Origin of the sequence: Zoogloea sp. LCSB751 (assembly GCF_002028455.1) — a bacterium.
In the GTDB taxonomy this organism is placed as follows: domain Bacteria; phylum Pseudomonadota; class Gammaproteobacteria; order Burkholderiales; family Rhodocyclaceae; genus Zoogloea.
Window position 1 is genome coordinate 386,801 of sequence record NZ_MWUM01000001.1, and the last position, 19,342, is coordinate 406,142.

The 19,342-nt window shown below is 68.2% G+C and carries 11 protein-coding genes; 8 read left to right on the top strand and 3 right to left on the bottom strand.

Annotated features, from left to right (window positions below; translation table 11 throughout):
- The first annotated feature begins 160 nt into the window (after positions 1–160).
- The 4 genes from B4920_RS01850 (at position 161) to B4920_RS01865 (ending at position 8,500) form a co-directional block, all read left to right on the top strand.
- Positions 161–1,300, top strand: coding sequence for a two-component system response regulator (locus B4920_RS01850; protein ID WP_079432893.1), 1,140 nt, complete (start codon positions 161–163; stop codon positions 1,298–1,300).
- Positions 1,297–5,601, top strand: a complete 4,305-nt coding sequence (locus B4920_RS01855) for a response regulator (protein WP_079432894.1) — start codon at positions 1,297–1,299, stop codon at positions 5,599–5,601. Before B4920_RS01850 ends, B4920_RS01855 begins: the two co-directional genes overlap by 4 nt.
- Before the next feature lie 73 nt (positions 5,602–5,674).
- The gene (locus B4920_RS01860) at positions 5,675–6,886 is read left to right on the top strand and encodes an MFS transporter (RefSeq protein ID WP_079433117.1); all 1,212 of its coding nucleotides are present in this window, start codon (positions 5,675–5,677) and stop codon (positions 6,884–6,886) included.
- A gap of 129 nt (positions 6,887–7,015) precedes the next feature.
- Positions 7,016–8,500, top strand: coding sequence for a malonyl-CoA decarboxylase (locus B4920_RS01865; RefSeq protein WP_088179353.1), 1,485 nt, complete (start codon positions 7,016–7,018; stop codon positions 8,498–8,500).
- 27 nt (positions 8,501–8,527) lie between these two features.
- On the opposite strand, the gene B4920_RS01870 is transcribed toward B4920_RS01865, so the two are convergent.
- Entirely contained in the window at positions 8,528–9,652 is a 1,125-nt protein-coding gene (locus B4920_RS01870; RefSeq protein ID WP_079432895.1) for a GNAT family N-acetyltransferase, read from the bottom strand.
- A gap of 111 nt (positions 9,653–9,763) precedes the next feature.
- Here B4920_RS01870 and B4920_RS01875 point away from each other — a divergent pair, with 111 nt between their 5' ends.
- From B4920_RS01875 to gltX, 3 genes are all read left to right on the top strand, one after another.
- Positions 9,764–11,383 (top strand): NAD+ synthase, encoded by a 1,620-nt coding sequence (locus B4920_RS01875; protein WP_079432896.1) that lies wholly within the window; start codon positions 9,764–9,766, stop codon positions 11,381–11,383.
- Positions 11,384–11,450: 67 nt separating this feature from the next.
- Positions 11,451–11,789 carry a P-II family nitrogen regulator gene (locus B4920_RS01880; protein ID WP_079432897.1) on the top strand — a complete coding sequence of 113 codons (339 nt, stop codon included), beginning with the start codon at positions 11,451–11,453 and terminating at the stop codon, positions 11,787–11,789.
- Between the two features lie 84 nt (positions 11,790–11,873).
- Positions 11,874–13,271 carry a glutamate--tRNA ligase gene (gene gltX, locus B4920_RS01885; RefSeq protein WP_079432898.1) on the top strand — a complete coding sequence of 466 codons (1,398 nt, stop codon included), beginning with the start codon at positions 11,874–11,876 and terminating at the stop codon, positions 13,269–13,271.
- Positions 13,272–13,395: 124 nt separating this feature from the next.
- Here gltX and B4920_RS01890 read toward each other — a convergent pair whose 3' ends face one another.
- Both B4920_RS01890 and mnmC read right to left on the bottom strand, forming a co-directional pair.
- Positions 13,396–14,238, bottom strand: a complete 843-nt coding sequence (locus tag B4920_RS01890; RefSeq protein ID WP_079432899.1) for a glycine zipper 2TM domain-containing protein — start codon at positions 14,236–14,238, stop codon at positions 13,396–13,398.
- Positions 14,239–14,329: 91 nt separating this feature from the next.
- Positions 14,330–16,246: a bifunctional tRNA (5-methylaminomethyl-2-thiouridine)(34)-methyltransferase MnmD/FAD-dependent 5-carboxymethylaminomethyl-2-thiouridine(34) oxidoreductase MnmC gene (mnmC, locus tag B4920_RS01895; RefSeq protein ID WP_079432900.1), complete on the bottom strand. Its 1,917-nt coding sequence runs from the start codon at positions 16,244–16,246 to the stop codon at positions 14,330–14,332.
- Positions 16,247–16,505: 259 nt separating this feature from the next.
- Between mnmC and pepN the strand changes: the two genes are divergently transcribed.
- Positions 16,506–19,196, top strand: coding sequence for an aminopeptidase N (pepN, locus tag B4920_RS01900; protein ID WP_079432901.1), 2,691 nt, complete (start codon positions 16,506–16,508; stop codon positions 19,194–19,196).
- Positions 19,197–19,342 lie beyond the last annotated feature (146 nt).

Below are 19,342 nucleotides of genomic sequence, written 5' to 3' on the forward strand. Positions count from 1 at the left end.
TTCACAATTGCCGATCGACCGGGGTCAAGAAGCCGCCCGGAAGAGACGATAAGCAATGGATAATACTGAATAAGAATGAACTGTCGTCCGGTTCTGCGGATGTCGGGACCGCGATGGCGTTTCCTGATGGTGTCGGTTTCGAGATCAATCCATTCCTACGATGAAGCCGTACCTGCCCTCTCCCTCCGTGCCCGCCGAGGATCCGTCGTCCCTGCCGGCGACGGTCCTGATTGTCGATGACTTGCCCGAGAACCTGGAGGTGCTCGGCGAGCTGCTGCAGCCGCTGTACCGGGTTCGTGGTGCGCAGAGCGGTGCGCGGGCCCTGTCGGTGGCGCGCTCCAGCCCGGTGCCCGACCTGATCCTGCTCGACGTGATGATGCCCGGCATGGACGGCTACGCGGTGTTCGACGCACTGCGCGCCGATCCGCTGACCCGCGACATTCCGGTGATCTTCGTGACCGCCCTGGATGGCGTCGAGGCCGAGGAGCGGGGCCTGGAGCTCGGCGCGGTGGACTACATCACCAAGCCGATCCGGCCCGGCATCGTGCTGGCGCGGGTGCATAACCAGCTCGAGCTCAAGCGCGCCCGCGACCGCCTGCGCGACCAGAACGTGTTCCTGGAAGCCGAGATCGCCCGCCGGATGAGCGAAAACCTGCTGATCCAGGACGTCAGCATCCGCGCGCTGGCGCGGCTGGCGGAGATCCGCGACCTGGAAACCGGCAACCACGTGCGGCGGACCCAGGCCTACGTGGCGGTGCTGGCCCGCCGCCTGGCCACCAACCCGTGCCATGAGGCTGCGCTGACGCCCGAGCGCATCGACCTGATCGTCAAATCGGCGCCGCTGCACGACATCGGCAAGGTCGGTATTCCCGACCACATCCTGCTGAAGGCCGGCAAGCTGAGCGCCGACGAATGGACCGTCATGAAATCCCATTCGCGTCTGGGCAGCGAGGCGATCCGCCATGCCGAGGAGGACACCGAACGTCCGCTGCCCTTCCTGGCCTATGCCAAGGAGATCGCCCTCTACCACCACGAACGCTGGGATGGTTCCGGCTATCCGGAGGGGCTGGTTGCCGAGACGATCCCCCTGTCGGCGCGGCTGATGGCCCTGGCCGACGTGTTCGATGCGCTGGTCTCGCGCCGGGTCTACAAGGCTGCGGTGCCGCTGGAGACCGCCCGCGACATGATCTGTGCGGAGAGTGCCAGTCATTTCGATCCCGCCGTGGTGGAGGCCTTCCAGGCCGAGTTCGGGCGTTTCGCCGAAATAGCCACCCGCTACCAGGACGAGGGGAACGAATGAACAGCCGCATTGCCCGTGTGGTGCTTATCTATGGGCTGCTCGCCACCGGCTGGGTCCTGTTCTCCGACAGCCTGGTGAGTCTGTTGCTGCCCCAGTCGGAGGACGTGCTGCTGGTCAGCACGCTGAAGGGCTGGATTTTCGTCGGCGTGACATCTTGGGCCCTGTGGGTCGTACTGCACCGTTTCATCGGCAGTCCGGTGGTCCCGGCGCCGCGTAGCGGGCCTCTGGCATGGTTGCTGCGTGAGCGCGCGGCCTTGCGTCTGCTGGTGCCTTTCTCGCTGTTTGCGCTGATGGTGGTGGCCCTTGGTGTCGGCAGCGCGATGTTCACGATGCATGACCGGGAAACCCAGGAGGTTCGCCGCCTGGAGGCCGTCGCGGACCTGAAGCTGGGGCAGATCTCGTCCTGGCTCGATGAGCGCCGCGCCGACGTCCAGGCGCTGGCCGGCGATCCGAGCTTCGGGCTGTTGCATGCGCAATGGGCCCGTCCGGAGGCGCGCGAGCGTCTGCGCGAGCATCTGGAAACGGTGCGTCGGGCCTATCGCTACGGTCGGGTGGCGGTCTTCGACGAGGACGGCCGTCCCGTGGTTTCCTCCGGTCCCTCGTTCGAGGTGCCCGATGTGCTGCGTGCGACGGTACGCACGGCGCTGGCCGAGGGGCGGGCGCTGGACACCAACTTCTACCGGGATGGGAGCGGCGACAAGGCCCAGGTCCGGTTGGACTTCGTTGCGCCGCTGAAGAGAGAGGCCGGGGCACCCCGCTGGGCGGTCGTCCTGGAGGTGGATCCCCAGGCTTTCCTGTTTGCCTACCTGCAGGGCTGGCCTGTGCCCAGCCGGACCGCGGAAACCCTGCTGTTGCGGCGCGACGGAGATGTGTTGATCAACCTCAATCCCTTGCGCCATCAGGATATCCCCGCGCTAGGCCTGCACCTGCCGCTCAGCAGCGTGGCGGTGCTCGGCGTGCAGGCGGTCACCAATCCCGAGCGTCGCCCGGCCATCACCGGGGCGGTGGATTACCGCGGCGTACGGGTGGTCGGCGTCGGGCGGCCGGTGTCGGGCACCGACTGGGTCATGGTCGTCAAGGTGGACGAGGACGAGATGTACGAGGGCTCCCGTCGCCAGGTCTGGTGGATCGCGCTGGCGATGGGCTTTGCGCTGTTTGCCACCGCGGGGGCGGCGCTGCTGCTGTTCCAGCATCGGGAGCTGCAGCTCACGCGCCGGCGGGAAGAGGCCCAGGGGCGGCAGCTGCGGGCCCTGCAGGTGCTCGATGCGATCGTCGGGCAGGCGGTGGATGGCATCGTGCTGCTCGACGTGGAAACCCTGCGTTTCGTCGAATTCAACGAGGCGGCCTGCCGGGGGCTCGGCTATACACGGGAGGCGTTCGCGGCGATCCGGTTGTCCGACATCCAGGTCAATCTGTCGCCGGAGGAGGTCGCCCGGCGTGTCCAGGGCATTGCTGCGCGCAACGAACCGGTGATGTTCGACAGCCGCCAGAAGCGGGCCGATGGCAGCGTGCGTGACGTGGAGCTGAGCTACAGCGCGCTGGAGATCAACGGCCGTCGCTACCTGGCCGGCATCTGGCGCGATGTCACCGAAAAGCGCCGGGCCGCCGAGCTGCTGTTGAAGCTGTCGCTGGCGGTGGAGCAGAGCCTGGCCAGCGTGATCATCGTGGACCAGGAGGGCCGGATCGAGTACGTCAACAAGGCCTTCCTCGAAGGGACGGGTTATGCGTTGCACGAGGTCGTCGGCCAGCGCGCGGGTTTCCTCAAGTCGGGGTTGACCCCGCCGGAGACCTTTGCCGATCTTTGGAAGACCCTGCGCGCCGGCCGGCCGTGGGAGGGGGAGTTCATCAACCGGCGGCGCGACGGAGAGATCTGCGTCGAGTTCGCGCGCATCTCGCCGATCGTGCAGCAGGATGGCCGGACCACCCATTACCTGGGCATCCAGGAGGACATCACCGAGCGCAAGCGGGTCGAGGAGGAACTGGCCCGCCACCGGGATCATCTGGAGCAGCTGGTGACCGACAGGACCCAACAGCTCGAGGCGACCAACCGCGTGTTGTCCGAACGCTCCGCCGAGCTGGAGGCGGCGCGCCAGGCTTCCGACGCGGCCAACCGGGCCAAGAGCGCCTTCCTGGCCAACATGAGCCACGAGATCCGCACGCCGATGAACGCCATCATCGGGTTGACCCATCTGATGCGCCGCAATGCTGAGAGCGACGAGGCGCGCATGCGCCTGCAGAAGGTCAGCGACGCGGCCGACCATCTGCTGTCCATCATCAACGACATCCTCGACATCTCGAAGATCGAGGCCGGCAAGCTGAGCCTCGACAACTCGGAGTTCAGCCTCGAGGACGTGGTGCGCAATGCCTGTGCGCTGGTGGCCGACAAGGCCATCCAGAAGGGGCTGGAGGTGGTGGTGGACACCCACGGCGTGCCGGCCCTGCTGTACGGGGATGCGACCCGCCTCGGCCAGATGCTGGTCAATTACCTGGGCAACGCGGTCAAGTTCACCGATGCCGGCCGGGTCGTGCTGCGGGCGTGCTGCGAAGAGCGCAGCGATGATGCCGTGCTGCTGCGCTTCGAGGTCGTCGACAGCGGCATCGGCATCCCGCCGGACGTGCTGGGGCGCCTCTTCAAACCGTTCGAACAGGCCGACGGATCGACGACCCGGCGTTTCGGTGGCACCGGACTGGGGCTGGCGATCGTCGGCCATCTGGCCCGCATGATGGGCGGCAGCACTGGTGTGGACAGCCAGCCGGGGCAGGGCAGTCGCTTCTGGTTCACAGCCTGCTTCGGACGGGCCCGCCGCGACGGAGCTGCGCTTCTGTCGCTGAACGGGCTGCACGCGCTGGTGGCCGACGACCTGGCCGAGGCCGGCGAGACCCTGGCCAGCATGCTCGGCCTGCTTGGCGTCAGCGTCGAGTGCTGCGACTCGGGCGCGGCCGTCCTGGAACGCCTGCGCCTCGCGCCGCAGGCCGGACAGGCGGTGGACCTGCTGTTCGTCGATGCGTTGATGCCCGGTCTGGACGGGTTTGAGACCGCGCGCCAGGTCGCGGATCTGGCGCTGGCGTCCCCGCCACGCTGCATCGTGCTGACCCAGGAGGACGAGCCCGCGGCGGCTGCCGGTGGCGGGCACCCGGGCGTCGCCGCCACGCTGACCAAGCCGGTTCTGCTGTCCGACCTGCAGCGGGCGCTCGCCGGCCTGGTCGAGCGGGGCCGTCCGCTGGCGCCGGCCGACGAGGCGCAGCAGGACGAGGTCAGGCTGGCCCGCGAGTACGGCGGCGCCCGCGTCCTCGTCGTGGAGGACAGCCACATCAACCAGGAGGTGGCGCTGTCCCTGCTGCAGAGCGTCGGTCTGCACGCCGAGCTGGCGGAGAACGGTGCACTGGCGGTGGACAAGGCCGCCAGCGCCGACTTCGACCTGATCCTGATGGACATGCAGATGCCGGTGATGGACGGCATCGAGGCGACGCAGGCGATCCGTGCCCGCGGGCTGACGATGCCGATCCTGGCGATGACCGCCAATGCCTTTGGCGAAGACCGGCAGCGGTGCCTGCAGGCCGGCATGAACGATCATCTGTCGAAGCCCGTCGATCCGGCGGTGCTCTACGCCAAGTTGTTGCAGTGGTTGCCGGCGTCCAGCCGGCAGGCGGCGAACGCGACGGTGCCGACTGCCGCGCCGTTGCCACACAACGTCCCCGCGTCACCCCCCACCGTCGAGCGCGCCCTCGAGGCGGTGCCGGGGCTGGATGTGGCTTACGGCCTCAAGAACCTGCGCGGGCGGATTCCCAACTACCTGCGTCTGCTGCACAAGTACGCGGTCGGGCACGCGGCCGACGGCGGCAAGATCCGTGTCCAGTGGGAGGCTGGCAACCAGTCCGAGGCGGCCCGCCTGTCCCACTCCCTGAAAGGTGTCGCCGGGATGATCGGCATGCGCCCGGTGCAGATCCTGGCGGCCCGGCTGGATGCGGCGCTGCGGGGTGAAGAGGGGGCGGACATCGAGGCCTTGCTGAGCGAGCTGGATGCCGCACAGACAGCCGCCGTCGCCGCCATTCAAGACTTGCCGGACCCGGAAAGCCTGGCGGTGGAGGCCGGTGCGGAGGAGGGCGCTGCAGTGCAGGAGGTGCTGAGCCGTCTCGATGCGCTGCTGGCGGAGGACAACGTGGCGGCGGTGCGCGTCGCGCGGGAGTCGGCAGAATGCCTGCGACCGGCGCTCGGCAACCTGTGGCCGCGTTTCGAGCGGGAGGTGGCGTCTTACGATTTCCCGGCGGCCCTGGCGACGTTGCGCACGCGTAAATCCTGATTGACCGGCGGTGGGCGTCTGGGAGATGCTCGCCAGCCGATGAAAACCGGCCCGTGGCCGTGCTCCTGTCATGATGTCTTCCGCCGTGTCCGCCTCTTCGCCCGCGGGGGCCTTCTGGCCCCTGGTGCTCACCGCCTCGGCGGTGCTGATGATCACCATGGGCGTGCGCCTGTCCCTTGGCCTCTACGTGTCGCCGATCAATACCGCGACCGGAATGGGCATTGCCGGTATCAGTTTTGCGATGGCGATAGGGCAGTTCATGTGGGGGGCGTCGCAGCCGGTGTTCGGCGCGCTCGCCGACCGCTATGGGCCCGGCAGTTCGCTGTTCACCGGGGCCGTCATGCTGGTCCTCGGGCTGGTGCTGACGCCCTTCGTCAGCACCGAGTTCGGGTTGGCCGTCACCCTCGGGCTGCTGGTGTCGGCCGGTGCCGGGGCGGGCAGTTTCTCGATCCTGATCGGCGCGCTGGCCCAGCGTCTGCCACCGCCGCGGCGCGCCTTCGCGTCGGGCTTCATCAATGCCGGCGGCTCCTTCGGGCAATTCGTCTTCGCGCCGCTGTCCCAGTTCCTGATCGCCGGCTTCGGCTGGGTGACGGCCCTTTACGGGCTGGCGGCGATCTGCGTACTGACGATCCCGCTGTCGTGGCCGCTGCGCCACAAGGTCGAACATCCGCCGTCGTCGGCCCCCGATCTGGGGCTGCGCCAGCAACTCAAGGTGGCGCTGGGAGACCGCAGCTACTGGTGTCTGCATGCGGGCTTCCTGACCTGCGGCTTCCATATCGCTTTCCTGGTCACCCATCTGCCTGGCGCGGTGGACTTGTGTGGCCTGCCGGCCGATGTGTCTGCGTTGTCGCTGGCCCTGATCGGCCTTGCCAATATCGCCGGCAGCCTGGGCGCGGGTGCCCTTGGCCAGCATTACCGCATGAAGTGGATCCTGACCGTCATGTACGCGTCGCGCGCCGTGCTGGTGGGGCTGTACCTGCTGGCGCCGAAGACGCCGGCCACCTTCTATGCCTTTTCCATCGGCCTCGGCCTGACCTGGCTGGCGACGGTGCCGCCGACCGCCGGGCTGGTCGGCAAGCTGTTCGGGCTGCGCTACCTGGCCACGCTGTTCGGCCTGACCCTGCTGTCCCACCAGATCGGCGCTTTCTTCGGGGCCTGGCTGGGCGGGCTGGCGCTGGTGCATTTCGGCAATTACGACTGGATGTGGTATGCCGACATCGTGCTGGCGGTGCTGGCCGCGCTGGTCAATCTGCCGATCCGCGAGCCGGTGCCGGCGCATCGCTGATGCCGCTGGCACGGAACCGACGAGGTTCGGCGCGGGTCATCCCTGAAAGGATGGCCCGGATCGGCCCGTGCGCCGGCATCGGCAGGCACGCTTCGGGAGCAGGGGATTCGTTCGAAGAAGGAGAGGGCAATGGGATCAGCAGACAACACAATGACGGACGGCGGCCGGGGGCTCGGCGCCTCCATGACGGGGCTGTGGCGCCGGCTGGTGCGCGGCCGGGAAGAGGCGCGCGAGCCGGTGCCCAGGGGCGAGGTGCTGCCGGCGCGCAGCTGGCGGCGCATCGACGATCTGTTCAAGGCCGCGGCCGGCGACTACGACGGCGAGGCCCGCGCCCGTGAGCGCATGGGACAGTTGCTGGCCTTCTACCTGGCTGCCGGGGACGACGACCGGCGGGCCTTCCTGGGCCGCCTGGAGGCGGATTACGGGCCGGCGGAGGTGGAGGTGCGGCGCGCCATCGAGGCTTACATGACGGCTGCCGGTTCGGCCGAGCGGGCTCGTGCCGAAGGGCGCCTGGCGGCCAGCCTGGAGTCGCCGCGGCAGCGCATCCTGCGTCAGTTCAATCTGCTGCCGAACGGCGTGCATGCGCTGGTGGACCTGCGTGCCGACCTGCTGCGCCTCGGCGTCGACGCCTGTCCGGGGCTCGACCAGGATCTGCTGCGCCTGTTCGTCAATTGGTTCGATGCGGGCTTCCTGGAACTGCAGCGGGTCGGCTGGGAGTCGCCGGCCTCGCTGCTCGAAAAGCTGATCCGCTACGAGGCGGTGCATGAGATCAAGTCGTGGAGCGACCTGCGCAACCGGCTGGACTCCGACCGCCGCTGCTACGCCTTCTTCCATGGCCGCATGCCGGCCGAGCCGCTGATCTTCGTCGAGGTGGCGCTGGTGCGCGACATTGCCGACAAGGTGCAGACCCTGCTCGACGAGAGCCAGCCGACCCTCGACCCGGAAGCGGCGACCACCGCGATCTTCTATTCGATCTCCAATGCCCAGGCCGGCCTGCGCGGCGTGAGCATGGGCGAGTTCCTGATCAAGCGCGTCGTGCAGCAACTGCTGCAGGAGTTTCCGCGCCTGCGTACCTTCGCGACCCTGTCGCCGGTACCGGGCTTCAACCGCTGGCTGGACAAGCGCCTGGCCGAGCCGGTTTATGTGGAACGTATTCCGGTTGATGTTCGCAAGCTTCTTGATGGAACTGGCAAGAGCGGCGTTGCTGCGGTCCTCGACTGCGTCGGGGCCGAGATCTCCGGTAGCCAGCCGCCGTCGGCGGCCCTGCAGGCGTGGCTGAAGGCCGAATGCACGTATTACCTGGCTCGTGAGAAGAGCGGCAGGCATCCCCTCGACCCGGTCGGGCGCTTCCACTTTTCCAACGGTGCCAGCCTGGGGCGCGTCAACTGGCTGGGCGACGTGTCGGCACGGGGGCTGCGCCAGTCCTGCGGGCTGATGGTGAACTACCTCTACAAGCTGAAGGACATCGAGAGCAACCACCAGGCCTATGCCCGCGAAGGCACGCTGGCGTTGGCCTTCGACGTGGAGCGTCAGCTGGAGGCGGCCGTCGAGGCGCGCAAGGAGCCGCGTGCGGGGCGGGCGCCGCGGGCCCGCAAGGCGCGCGCAGAGTCCTGAGCGGAACCTGACCCCGGCGGCCGGGGCTCAGCTCCGGTCGCGGAAGGGCAGGCGTTCCGACAGCTCGTCCAGGTAGGCGTCCACGCCGCCCCGCTCCTGGGCCAGGAAGCGGGCCACCGCGTCGCGGAAGCGCGGGTCGGCGATCCAGTGGGCGGAGGCGGTGCGCACGGGCTCCAGTCCGCGCGACAGTTTGTGTTCGCCCTGGGCGCCGCCTTCGAAACGGGCCAGGCCCTCGTGGATCGCGTAGTCGATGGCCTGGTAGTAGCAGGCTTCGAAGTGCAGGCAGGGCACGAACTCGACGGCGCCCCAGTAGCGCCCGTAGAGCGCGTCCGCGTCGCGCAGGAAGAAGCTCGCCGCGATGGGCGTGCCGGCCCGTTCGGCGATCATCAGCACGCAGGCGTCGGCCTTGCGCTGTCCGAGGGCGGTGAAGAAGGCCAGGTTCAGGTAGGGCGTCGAGGCGTGTTCGGCGTAGGTACGGCGGTAGCAGGCGTGGAAGAAGGCCCATTCCCCGGCACCGATCTCGTGCCCGCGCAGGATGCGGAAGTCGATGCCGGCATCCATCACCTTGCGCCGCTCCTGGCGAATTTTCTTGCGTTTGGGCTGGGCCAGTTGGCTGAGGAAATCGTCGAAGTCCCGGTAGCCGGCGTTGCGCCAGTGGAATTGCACGCCATGGCGGATCTCCAGCCCGGCCTCGGCCAGCCATGCGTTTTCCTCGTCGGTGGGGAACAGCACATGCAGGGATGAGGCGCCCGAGGCGCGTACCTCGTCGAGCAGCAGGGCCAGCAGCAGGCGGCGGGCGGTTTCGTCGTGGCCGAGGAGGCGCCGGCCTGGCACCGGCGTGAAGGGCACGGCAGCCAGCCACTTGGGGTAGTAGTCGAGGCCGTGGCGCTGGTAGGCGTCGGCCCAGGCCCAGTCGAACACGTATTCGCCGTAGGAATGGCTTTTCAGATACAAGGGCATTGCAGCGAGCAGCCGTTGGCCTTCCCACAACGCCGCATGGCGTGGCCCCCAGCCCGAACGGGGTGTCACGCAGGCGCTGTCTTCCAGTGCGGACAGGAAGGCGTGGGACAGGCTGGGTTGATCGCCGGCGAGGGCGTCCCACTGGTCGGCGGGGATTTCGGTGATGGCTGGATGCAAGCGGAAGGTCGGCATGAAAGGCTCCGGACGGCGTGGCGGCAGCATACAAGCATGGAGCGGGCCTGTGGCCGCTGGTGCGGCGGGCGGCGGCTTCGTGAGCGGCGCTTCGGGGTATAGTGTCGCCCCATGAAAACCCCTCTTACCGTCGCTGTCGCCCAGCTCAATAGTGTCGTGGGCGACCTCTCCGGCAACGCGCGCCGGATCCTGGATGCGGTGGCCCGGGCGAAGGCTGCGGGCGCCGATGTGGTGCTGACCCCCGAGCTGGCCCTGTGCGGTTATCCGGCCGAGGACCTGTTGCTGCGGCCGGCCTTCCTCGAGGCCTGTGCCGATACGCTGGCCGAACTGGCTATCCAGGTGCACGGCATTACCGCGCTGGTTGGTTACCCGGCATTTGCCGACGGCAAGCGCTACAACGCCGCCGCGGTGATCCAGGATGGTCGCGTCGTCGCCACCTATTTCAAGCACCGCCTGCCCAACTACGAAGTCTTCGACGAGGAGCGCTACTTCGAGGCCGGCACCGAGGCCTGCGTCTTCGAGCTGAAGGGCGTGAAGGTCGGCGTGAACATCTGTGCCGACGTGTGGGAGTCCGGTGCCGCCGACGTGGCCCGCGGGGCCGGGGCCGAGGTGCTGCTGGTCCTCAACGCGTCGCCCTTCCACATGAACAAGCAGGCGCTGCGCTACGAGGTGCTGCGCGAGCGCATCGCCGATACCGGCCTGCCGGTGGTGTATTGCAACCTGGTCGGCGGACAGGATGAGTTGGTCTTCGACGGCGGCTCCTTCGCCCTCGACCGGGACGGTGCGCTGGCCTGGCAGGGCAAGGTCTTCGCCGAGGAACTGCACCTGCTGCAGTTCGTGGATGGCGCCTGGCAGGGCGGCAGCGTGCCGGCGGTGCGCCCCGTTGAGGCCGACGTGTATGAAGCGTTGGTCCTCGGCGTGCGCGATTACCTGGGCAAGAACGGCTTCCCTGGCGCGATCATCGGCCTGTCCGGCGGCGTCGATTCGGCGCTGACGCTGGCGATCGCCGTCGATGCGCTGGGCGCCGAGCGCGTCCGCGCGGTGATGATGCCGTCGCCCTATACCGCGCAGATGAGCCTCGACGATTCCCGCGAGATGATCCGCCGCATCGGCGTGCGCTACGACGAGATCGCCATCGAGCCGGCGATGCAGACCTTCGCGACGCTGCTGGCACCGCAGTTCGCCGGCCTGGCGGCGGATACCACCGAGGAGAACCTGCAGGCGCGGATCCGCGGCATGATCCTGATGGCCCTGTCCAACAAGACTGGCTCCATCGTGCTGACCACCGGCAACAAGAGCGAGATGGCCACCGGCTACGCCACGCTGTACGGCGACATGGCCGGCGGCTTCGCGGTCATCAAGGACATCTACAAGACCTTCGTCTATCGCCTGTGCGCCTGGCGCAACGCCCAGCCGGGCGGCCCGGTGATCCCCGACAACATCCTGACCCGGCCGCCTTCCGCCGAGTTGAAACCCGACCAGTGCGACCAGGATTCCCTGCCGCCCTACGAAGTGCTGGACGCGATCATCGCCGGCTACATGGAAGAAGATCTGTCCCCCCAGGAGATCGTCGCCCGTGGCTATGCCGAAGCGGAGGTGTATCGCGCGGTCGCCATGCTGCGGCGCAACGAATACAAGCGCCGCCAGGCTCCGATCGGTATCCGCGTGACCCAGCGCGGTTTCGGCAAGGACTGGCGCTACCCCATCACGTCCCGCTACAGGGATGCCTGACAGAGACCGGCCCGTGTAGGGCCGGATATTCCGGCTAGAATGCCGGACCGTTCCAAGGAGACCGTAGATGAAGAAAATCGAAGCCGTCATCAAGCCCTTCAAGCTCGACGAAGTGCGCGAAGCCCTGTCCGAAGTGGGCATCACCGGCCTGACCGTCACCGAGGTGAAGGGTTTCGGTCGCCAGAAGGGCCACACCGAGCTGTACCGCGGCGCCGAATACGTGGTGGACTTCCTGCCGAAGATCAAGATCGAGGTGGTGGTGGCTACCGACGTGCTCGACCAGGCTGTGGATGCCATCATCAAGGCCGCCCGCACCGGCAAGATCGGCGACGGCAAGATTTTCGTGATGCCCGTCGAGCAGGTCGTGCGCATCCGTACCGGCGAGACCAACGAAGCGGCGATCTGATCCCCGCCAGCCGGTCGGGAACTTTGGTCCCGACCGCGCGCTGTGCGTAAAATGCCGGGTTTTCAGCTTTCCCGGATTGACGTCATGGCTTCTACCGTCCGTACCCGTTTCGCCCCCAGCCCCACCGGCTTCCTGCACATTGGGGGGGCGCGCACGGCGCTGTTCTCGTGGGCCTTCGCCCGCCGCCATGGCGGCACCTTCGTGCTGCGCATCGAGGACACCGACGTGGCCCGCTCCACCCCCGAGGCGGTGCAGGCGATCCTCGACGGCATGAACTGGCTCGGCCTGGAGTGGGACGAGGGCCCGTTCTACCAGATGCAGCGCATGGACCGCTACAAGGCGGTCATCCAGGAAATGCTGGCCGCCGGTACGGCCTATCCCTGCTACATGTCCTCCGAAGAACTCGACGCGTTGCGCGAGGCCCAGCGGGCCCGCGGTGAGAAGCCGCGCTACGACGGCCGCTGGCGTCCCGAAGCAGGCAAGGTGCTGCCCGAACCGCCGGCTGGGGTGCAACCCGTGATCCGTTTCAAGAATCCTACCGAGGGTGTTGTCGGTTGGGACGACCTGGTCAAGGGCCGCATCGAGATCGCCAACGCCGAGATGGACGACCTGATCATCGCCCGTCCCGACGGCACGCCGACCTACAATTTCTGTGTGGTGGTGGACGACTGGGACATGGGCATCACCCAGGTCATCCGCGGTGACGATCATGTGAACAACACGCCGCGCCAGATCAACATCCTCAAGGCGCTGGGCGCCGAGGTGCCGCAATACGCCCACCTGTCGATGATCCTCGGCGACGACGGCCAGAAGCTGTCCAAGCGCCACGGCGCGGTCAGCGTCACCCAGTACGACGACGACGGCTACCTGCCGGACGCGGTCATCAACTACCTGGCCCGCCTGGGCTGGAGCCACGGCGACGACGAGATCTTCTCCCGCGCGCAGCTGGTGGAATGGTTCGACCTCGACCACATCACCCCGTCCGCCGCCCAGTTCAACACCGAGAAGCTGAACTGGTTGAACGCCCACTACATCAAGCAGGCTGACAACGCCGTGCTGGCCGCCGACGTGTCGCGCCGCCTGGCCCGCCGCGAGGTGAATCCGGAAGCGGGTCCGGCGCTGGAGGCGATCATTGCGCTGTACAAGGATCGCGTGAGCACGCTCAACGAGCTGGCCGACGCTGCCGAGCCCTTCTACATCGACCTGCACGTGGCGCCGGAACTGTTAGCCCAGCACCTCACCGACGCTGCTCGCACCGCGCTGGCGACCCTGCGCGGCAAGCTGGCCGAGGCAAGCTGGGAGAAGGCTGCGCTGAGCGCCGCGATCAAGGAAACCTGTACCGAACACGGCATGAAGATGCCGCATGTGGCCATCCCGCTGCGCGTGGTACTGCTCGGCCAGCCGCAGACCCCTTCCATCGACGCGGTGCTGGAAACCATGGGCCGCGAGCTGGTGCTGGCGCGCCTCGACCGGGCTCTCTGATTCCTGCAGGGGGCGTCCCTCACCCCATTAATGCAACGGCCCCCGGCGAGTCATCCGCCGGGGGCCGTTGTTTTTGGATCTTACTGAGCGACAGTAGGGCAGGCTGGCGCTTGCCGTCTCAGCCTTAGAAGTCGCTGCTGCGGCCCGATGCGGAAGCTTGGCCCGCACCGACGATTTCGCCATCGCGGACGCGCACCGCATCGCCGACGTGCCAGCTCGGCGCGCTCTGCTCGGTGATCACGCGGCGGGTGCCATCGTCCATGCGCACGGTGACCTGGTAATGGCTGATGGTGCGGGCGCGGCGCTCGACTTCGTTGCCGGCGAAGCCACCGAGCACGGCGCCGCCGATACGCGCGAGTTTCTTGCCGGAACCTTCGCCGACCTGGTTGCCGAGCACGCCGCCGAGGATCGCGCCGCCGACGGCGCCGAGGCCGGAGCCTTCGCCCTTCTGCTGGATCGCCTCGACGTTCTCGATCACGCCGCATTCACGGCAGATGGCCGGCGGCGGGGTTTCGATGACCTTGTGGGCCGGGCCTGCACTGGCGCCTGCGGGCGGGGGCGCCGGCACCGCGTCGGTCGGCGGAGGATTGCCGGCCGTAGCCGGCGTCGCCGCGGCGACTTGGTGTTTGGTGTGTTCTTTGGCTGGAGCTGGCTTGGAGGCCGTGTGCGGGGCTTCGTGGCGTTCGGTCTTCTTCGCCACGGGCGCGGGTTCGACGACTTGCGGCTGTGGGCTGGCGACCGGCGTCGGCTCGGTGGCCTGAGCCGCGCCCGCGGTCGGTGGCGTGATCGGCGTCGGCGGTGTGGCCGGTGCGCTGGCGACAGTTTCCGGTGCGGCGACCGGGGCGTGGGAGGTGTCGGGCAGCAGGCCGGTCAGCTTGGCGACGCCGGCCAGGCTCAGCGCGGTGACGGAGGCGGCGGCAACCCACATCATCGGGTGCAGCGGCGGGCGTGAAGGACTGGTGCTCATGCGTGTTCTCCTCAATGAATGAGGAGATTAACGCCGTCGCCGTGCCGGCGGTGACATCTGCAACCGCCGCTTACAAAAGTCATGGAAGCCCTTACTCTTCGCTGCCCGCACTTGGACGTGGTGGCTTGAGCAGGTAGCGGGCCGGATCGAGGGCGTCCACCAGCTCGCGTTCCAGCGGCAACGGATCGCCGTCGAGCTGGCTGGCCAGCAGCTCGCCGATGAGGCTGGCCCACACCAGGCCACGGGCACCGAAGCCGGACACCGCAAACAGGCCTGGCTGGCGCGGAATGTCGGTGAGGGGCGTGGTCCGTTCGGTACGCTCGACCGTCGGGATGGCACCGACCATCGGCAGGCGGTCCGGCGAGGCCGGGCGGAAGCCGACGCGGCCGTCGAGCTGGGTGGGATCGTAGGCCGCTGCGTAGCCGGGCAGGATGAAGTCCAGCTTGGTGAGGTTTTCCCGGTGCTCGGCTTCGCGCAACTCGGTGCCATCGTCGTCGGCCAGGAAGGTGGCGCCAGCGCAGCGCAGGCCGTCCACCTCGGGGCTCACGTAGCCGAGGCGGCACACCACCACGTTCGGCGGGCTGCCGGCTGCGGCGGGCAGGTGGGAAACCTGGCCGCGGGCCGGGCGGACCGGCAATGTGGCAGCCTGGGGTAGGGCGCGGATGCCGACGCCGTTGGCGAGGATCGCCACCGGGGCTCGGGCGATCTCGGCGCCGGCCGGGTCGAGGGCGATCCATGCGTCGCCCTGGTGCTCCAGGCGGGCCACTTGCTGCCCGAAGCGGGTTTCGACGGCGCTTCCGGCCGCCGCGAGGTTGGCGGCGCACAGGGTCGGCGGCTGGATCCAGCCGCCGCTGGGGAACCACCAGCCGCCCAGCTCCACCGGCCAGCCGACGATCTGGCTGGCTTCGTCCTTGTCCACGAAGCGCAGGTAATCGGTGGGCGGGGTCTGGGTATCGACGACGGCCTTCTGCTTGCCTTCCTGCTTGGCGTCGCGGGCCAGGTGCAGCACGCCGCAAGGTGCCCAGCGCGGCGGGTAACCGGCGGCTGCCAGCGCCTCCAGATGGTGGCGCCCGTACAGGAAGCCGGCACGGGTGATGCGCGCCAGGCGGTTGTCGTCCAGGCTGGGCAAGGGGCGGAAAACCCCGGCCTTGTTGCCGGAGGCGCCGTGGCCGGGGCCAGGGGCCTCGTCGATGACGGTGATGCGCCAGCCGCGGGTGGCCAGGCGCTCGGCGATGGACGTGCCGGCCACCCCGGCGCCGATCACCAGCGCGTGGCGGGGACTCAATTGTCCGGTTTCGGACGGGCCTTCGGTGAAGTGGCCGCTCAGCATCTCGCGCTTGCCGCCGAAGCCGGCGCGCCGTTCCAGCGTGAAGCCGGCTTCCTGCAGGCCGCGGCGCACATGGCCGGTCACCGACCAGGTGGCCAGCGTGGCGCCGGGCGCGGCCAGGCGGGCCAGTTCGGCATAGACCGCTGGCGACCACAGCTCCGGGTTGTTGGCCGGCGAGAAGCCGTCCAGATAAAAGGCGTCGGCCCGAGCTTCCAATTGCGGCAGGGTGGTCAGTGCGTCACCGAAGAGCAGCGTCAGCGTGACACGTCCGGCGTCCAGGTGGATGCGGTGGAAGCCCGGCACCAGCGGCGGCCAGTGGCGGCGCAGCGCGTCGGCCAGCGGCGCGAGTTCGGGCCAGGCGGCGTGCAGCTCGGCCAGATCGTCGGCCTGGAAGGGATGTTTCTCGGTGGACACGAAATGCAGGCGCGCGCAGCGGGCCGGGTCGTCCCGCCACGCGGCCCAGGTGGCCAGGAAGCTGAGGCCGAGGCCGAAGCCGGTTTCGACGATGGTGAAACGCTCGCGCCCCTGCCAGCGTGCCGGCAGGTCGTTGCCGGCCAGGAAGACATGCTGCGCCTGGCCGAGACCGCCAGCGGTGGTGTGATAAACGTCGTCGAAGGCGGGCGAGTAGGGCGTGCCGTCGGCGGCGCGGACGAGGGTGGCGGGGATCAGCGGCGGGTACACGATGCGATGGCTTGCGGCGGCAAGGCGGAAGGCGGATTGGGGCGGAACTTTGGCACCGTTCCCGGCGGCTGTCGAATCTTTCGGTGGCTTGTTCGTTGGGGCGAATCCATTCGCCCTCAGTGCTTGTTCGACCGACAGAGAGCGAATGAACTCGCCCCAACGGGGGGCAGTGTGCGGATTTCACTTTTCCCCTTGTCCTGCGCGGCGCGTGCGCGGGCTAGAATCCCTGCTTTCGCGAAGACAAGACTAAGGACATCCGATGCGTACCCCCAACGGCTCGCCCATCCGCCGCGAGGCCTATCGGCCGCTCGCCTACGGCGTTGAAACCGTCGACCTGGATTTCGTCCTCGAAGCTCAGGCCACCCTCGTCACCAACCGCATGCGCTGCGTGCGCAACCCGGATAGCGACGCCGGCCCCATCGTGCTGTTGGGCGACGGGCTGACCCTGGTTTCGGTGCGTATCGACGGCGCCGAGCCGGCGCCCGGCCAGCTGCGCGAAACCGGGTCCGGCCTGGAGATCGACGTGAATGCGGACAGCGTGGTGGTGGAGATCGTCACGCGCATCGATCCGTCGGCCAACCTGACCCTGTCCGGACTGTACCGGTCGCGGGGCGGCTACTACACCCAGTGCGAGGCCGAGGGCTTCCGCCGCATCACCTATTTCCCCGATCGTCCGGACGTGATGGCGCGCTACACCGTGCGCCTGGAGGCCGACGCGGCCCTGTGTCCGGTGCTGCTGTCCAACGGCAACCTGCTGGAAACCGGCAGCCTGCCCAACGGCCGCCACTTCGCCCGCTGGGAAGACCCCTTCCCCAAGCCGTCCTACCTGTTCGCGCTGGTGGCCGCCGACCTGAAGGCGCTGGAACGCCGCGTCACCACGATGTCCGGCCGCGAAGTGCTGCTGCAGGTGTGGGTCGAGGCGCGTGACCTGGACCGCGTCGATCACGCGATGGAATCGCTGATCCATTCGATGCGCTGGGACGAGGAGACCTTCGGGCTGGAGCTCGACCTGGACCGCTTCATGATCGTCGCCGTGTCCGACTTCAACATGGGCGCGATGGAGAACAAGGGCCTCAACATCTTCAACACCAAGTACGTGCTGGCCAACCCGCAGAGCGGCACCGACGTGGATTACGAGAACGTCGAGAGCGTCGTCGCCCACGAGTACTTCCACAACTGGACCGGCAACCGGGTGACCTGTCGCGACTGGTTCCAGCTGACGCTGAAGGAAGGCCTCACCGTCTTCCGCGACCAGCAGTTCTCGGCGGACATGCTGGCCCGCGCGTCGGATTCGCCCGCGGCGGCGGCCTCGGCCCGGGCGGTGACGCGCATCGCCAACGTGCGCGTGCTGCGCAGCGCCCAGTTTCCGGAGGATGCCGGCCCGATGGCCCATCCGATCCGCCCGGACAGCTACCAGGAGATCAACAATTTCTACACCGCCACGGTGTATGAGAAGGGCTCCGAAGTCATCCGCATGCTGCACACCCTGCTCGGCAAGGAGGGTTTCCGCAACGGCATGGACCTGTACTTCTCCTACCACGACGGCCAGGCGGTGACTTGCGACGACTTCGTCGGCTGCATGGCGGAAGCCAACGGTGCAGACCTGGATCTCTTCATGCGCTGGTACAGCCAGGCCGGCACGCCGCGCCTGAAGGCCGAAGGCGTTTTCGATGCGGCCGACGGCAGCTACACGCTGACCCTCAGCCAGCGCACGCCACCGACCCCGGGCCAGGCGGACAAGCTGCCGCTGCACATCCCGGTGGCCGTCGGCCTGATTGGCGCGGATGGCAAGGATCTGCCGCTGCAACTGGAAGGCGAGGCCCGTGCCGGCGACAGCACCCGCATCCTCGAACTGAAGGAGGCCAGCAAGAGCTGGCGCTTCACCGGCCTCGCCGCCGAGCCGGTACCGTCGATCCTGCGTGGCTTCTCGGCGCCGGTGATCCTCGAAGTCGACGAGAACGACGCGCGGCTGGCCTTCCGCATGGCCCACGACAGCGATCCCTTCAATCGCTGGGACGCTGCCCAGCGCTACATGGAGCGGGTGATCCTGGCGTTGGCCGCCGATGCCGCCGCCGGCCGCCAGCTGGAAGTGCCACAGGCCTTCGGCCACGCCTTCCGGGCGCTGCTGGTCAATGAATCCCTCGACCCGGCCTTCCTGGCCGAGATCCTCGCGCTGCCTGCCGAAACTTATCTGCTGGAGTGCATGCCGCAGGCAGATCCGGCGCCACTGCGTGCCGCGCTGATGCACCTGATGCGCGAACTGGGCCACGCGATGCAGGCCGATTTCCTCGACCGCTACCTCGACCTGGAAGTGGACGGCGACTACCGCTATCACCCGGCCGATGCCGGCAAGCGGGCGCTGCGCAACCTGTGCCTGCGCTACCTGACTGCCTGGGGTGGCGCCACTGCCATCGACCTGGCACAGAAGCAGTTCGAGCACGCCGGCAACATGACCGAGCGCTATGGCGCCCTGGCCGCGCTGGTGCAGAGCGACGCCCCGGCCCGTTTCGATGCGCTGGCGGCCTTCCATGAGCAGTACAAGGATGACGCGCTGGTCCTCGACAAGTGGTTCCTGCTGCAGGCCAGCGCTTGGCGCTGGTCTGAGGCGGCGCCGGCGACCCTCGAGCAGGTGCGCGCGCTGATGGACAACCCCGCCTTCAGCCTGTCCAACCCGAACAAGGTGTATTCGCTGCTGGGCGGCTACTTCCGCGGCAACGCGGCGGAGTTCCACCGGCCCGATGGCGCCGGCTACGCCTTCTGGGTCGAGCAGGTGCGTGCCCTTAACAAGAGCAATCCGCAGGTTGCATCACGCATGGCGCGGGCGCTGGAAGGCTGGCGCAAGTTCACGCCGGAGATTCAGGCACGCATCCGCGCGGTCTTCGAGACGCTGGCGAAGGACGAGGGGCTGTCGCCCGATGTGGCGGAGATCGTCGGCAAGGCGCTGGCCTGACGTTCCCGGGCGGGGCTTGCCGCCCGCGTGGCGGCTCGCAGGGGGGGCGAGTTCATTCGCCCTCAGTCGATTGATAGAAGTCCGTGGGCGAATGAATTCGTCCCTACGGGTCGATGCCACCGTAGAGGTCGAGGTGCGCCGGCGGC

Bases quoted from the DNA above. Each gene is read 5' to 3' on its own strand.
- B4920_RS01850 (WP_079432893.1), top strand. From the start codon at position 161: ATGAAGCCGTACCTGCCCTCTCCCTCCGTGCCCGCCGAGGATCCGTCG.
- B4920_RS01855 (WP_079432894.1), top strand. From the start codon at position 1,297: ATGAACAGCCGCATTGCCCGTGTGGTGCTTATCTATGGGCTGCTCGCC.
- B4920_RS01860 (WP_079433117.1), top strand. From the start codon at position 5,675: ATGTCTTCCGCCGTGTCCGCCTCTTCGCCCGCGGGGGCCTTCTGGCCC.
- B4920_RS01865 (WP_088179353.1), top strand. From the start codon at position 7,016: ATGGGATCAGCAGACAACACAATGACGGACGGCGGCCGGGGGCTCGGC.
- B4920_RS01870 (WP_079432895.1), bottom strand. From the start codon at position 9,652: ATGCCGACCTTCCGCTTGCATCCAGCCATCACCGAAATCCCCGCCGAC.
- B4920_RS01875 (WP_079432896.1), top strand. From the start codon at position 9,764: ATGAAAACCCCTCTTACCGTCGCTGTCGCCCAGCTCAATAGTGTCGTG.
- B4920_RS01880 (WP_079432897.1), top strand. From the start codon at position 11,451: ATGAAGAAAATCGAAGCCGTCATCAAGCCCTTCAAGCTCGACGAAGTG.
- gltX (WP_079432898.1), top strand. From the start codon at position 11,874: ATGGCTTCTACCGTCCGTACCCGTTTCGCCCCCAGCCCCACCGGCTTC.
- B4920_RS01890 (WP_079432899.1), bottom strand. From the start codon at position 14,238: ATGAGCACCAGTCCTTCACGCCCGCCGCTGCACCCGATGATGTGGGTT.
- pepN (WP_079432901.1), top strand. From the start codon at position 16,506: ATGCGTACCCCCAACGGCTCGCCCATCCGCCGCGAGGCCTATCGGCCG.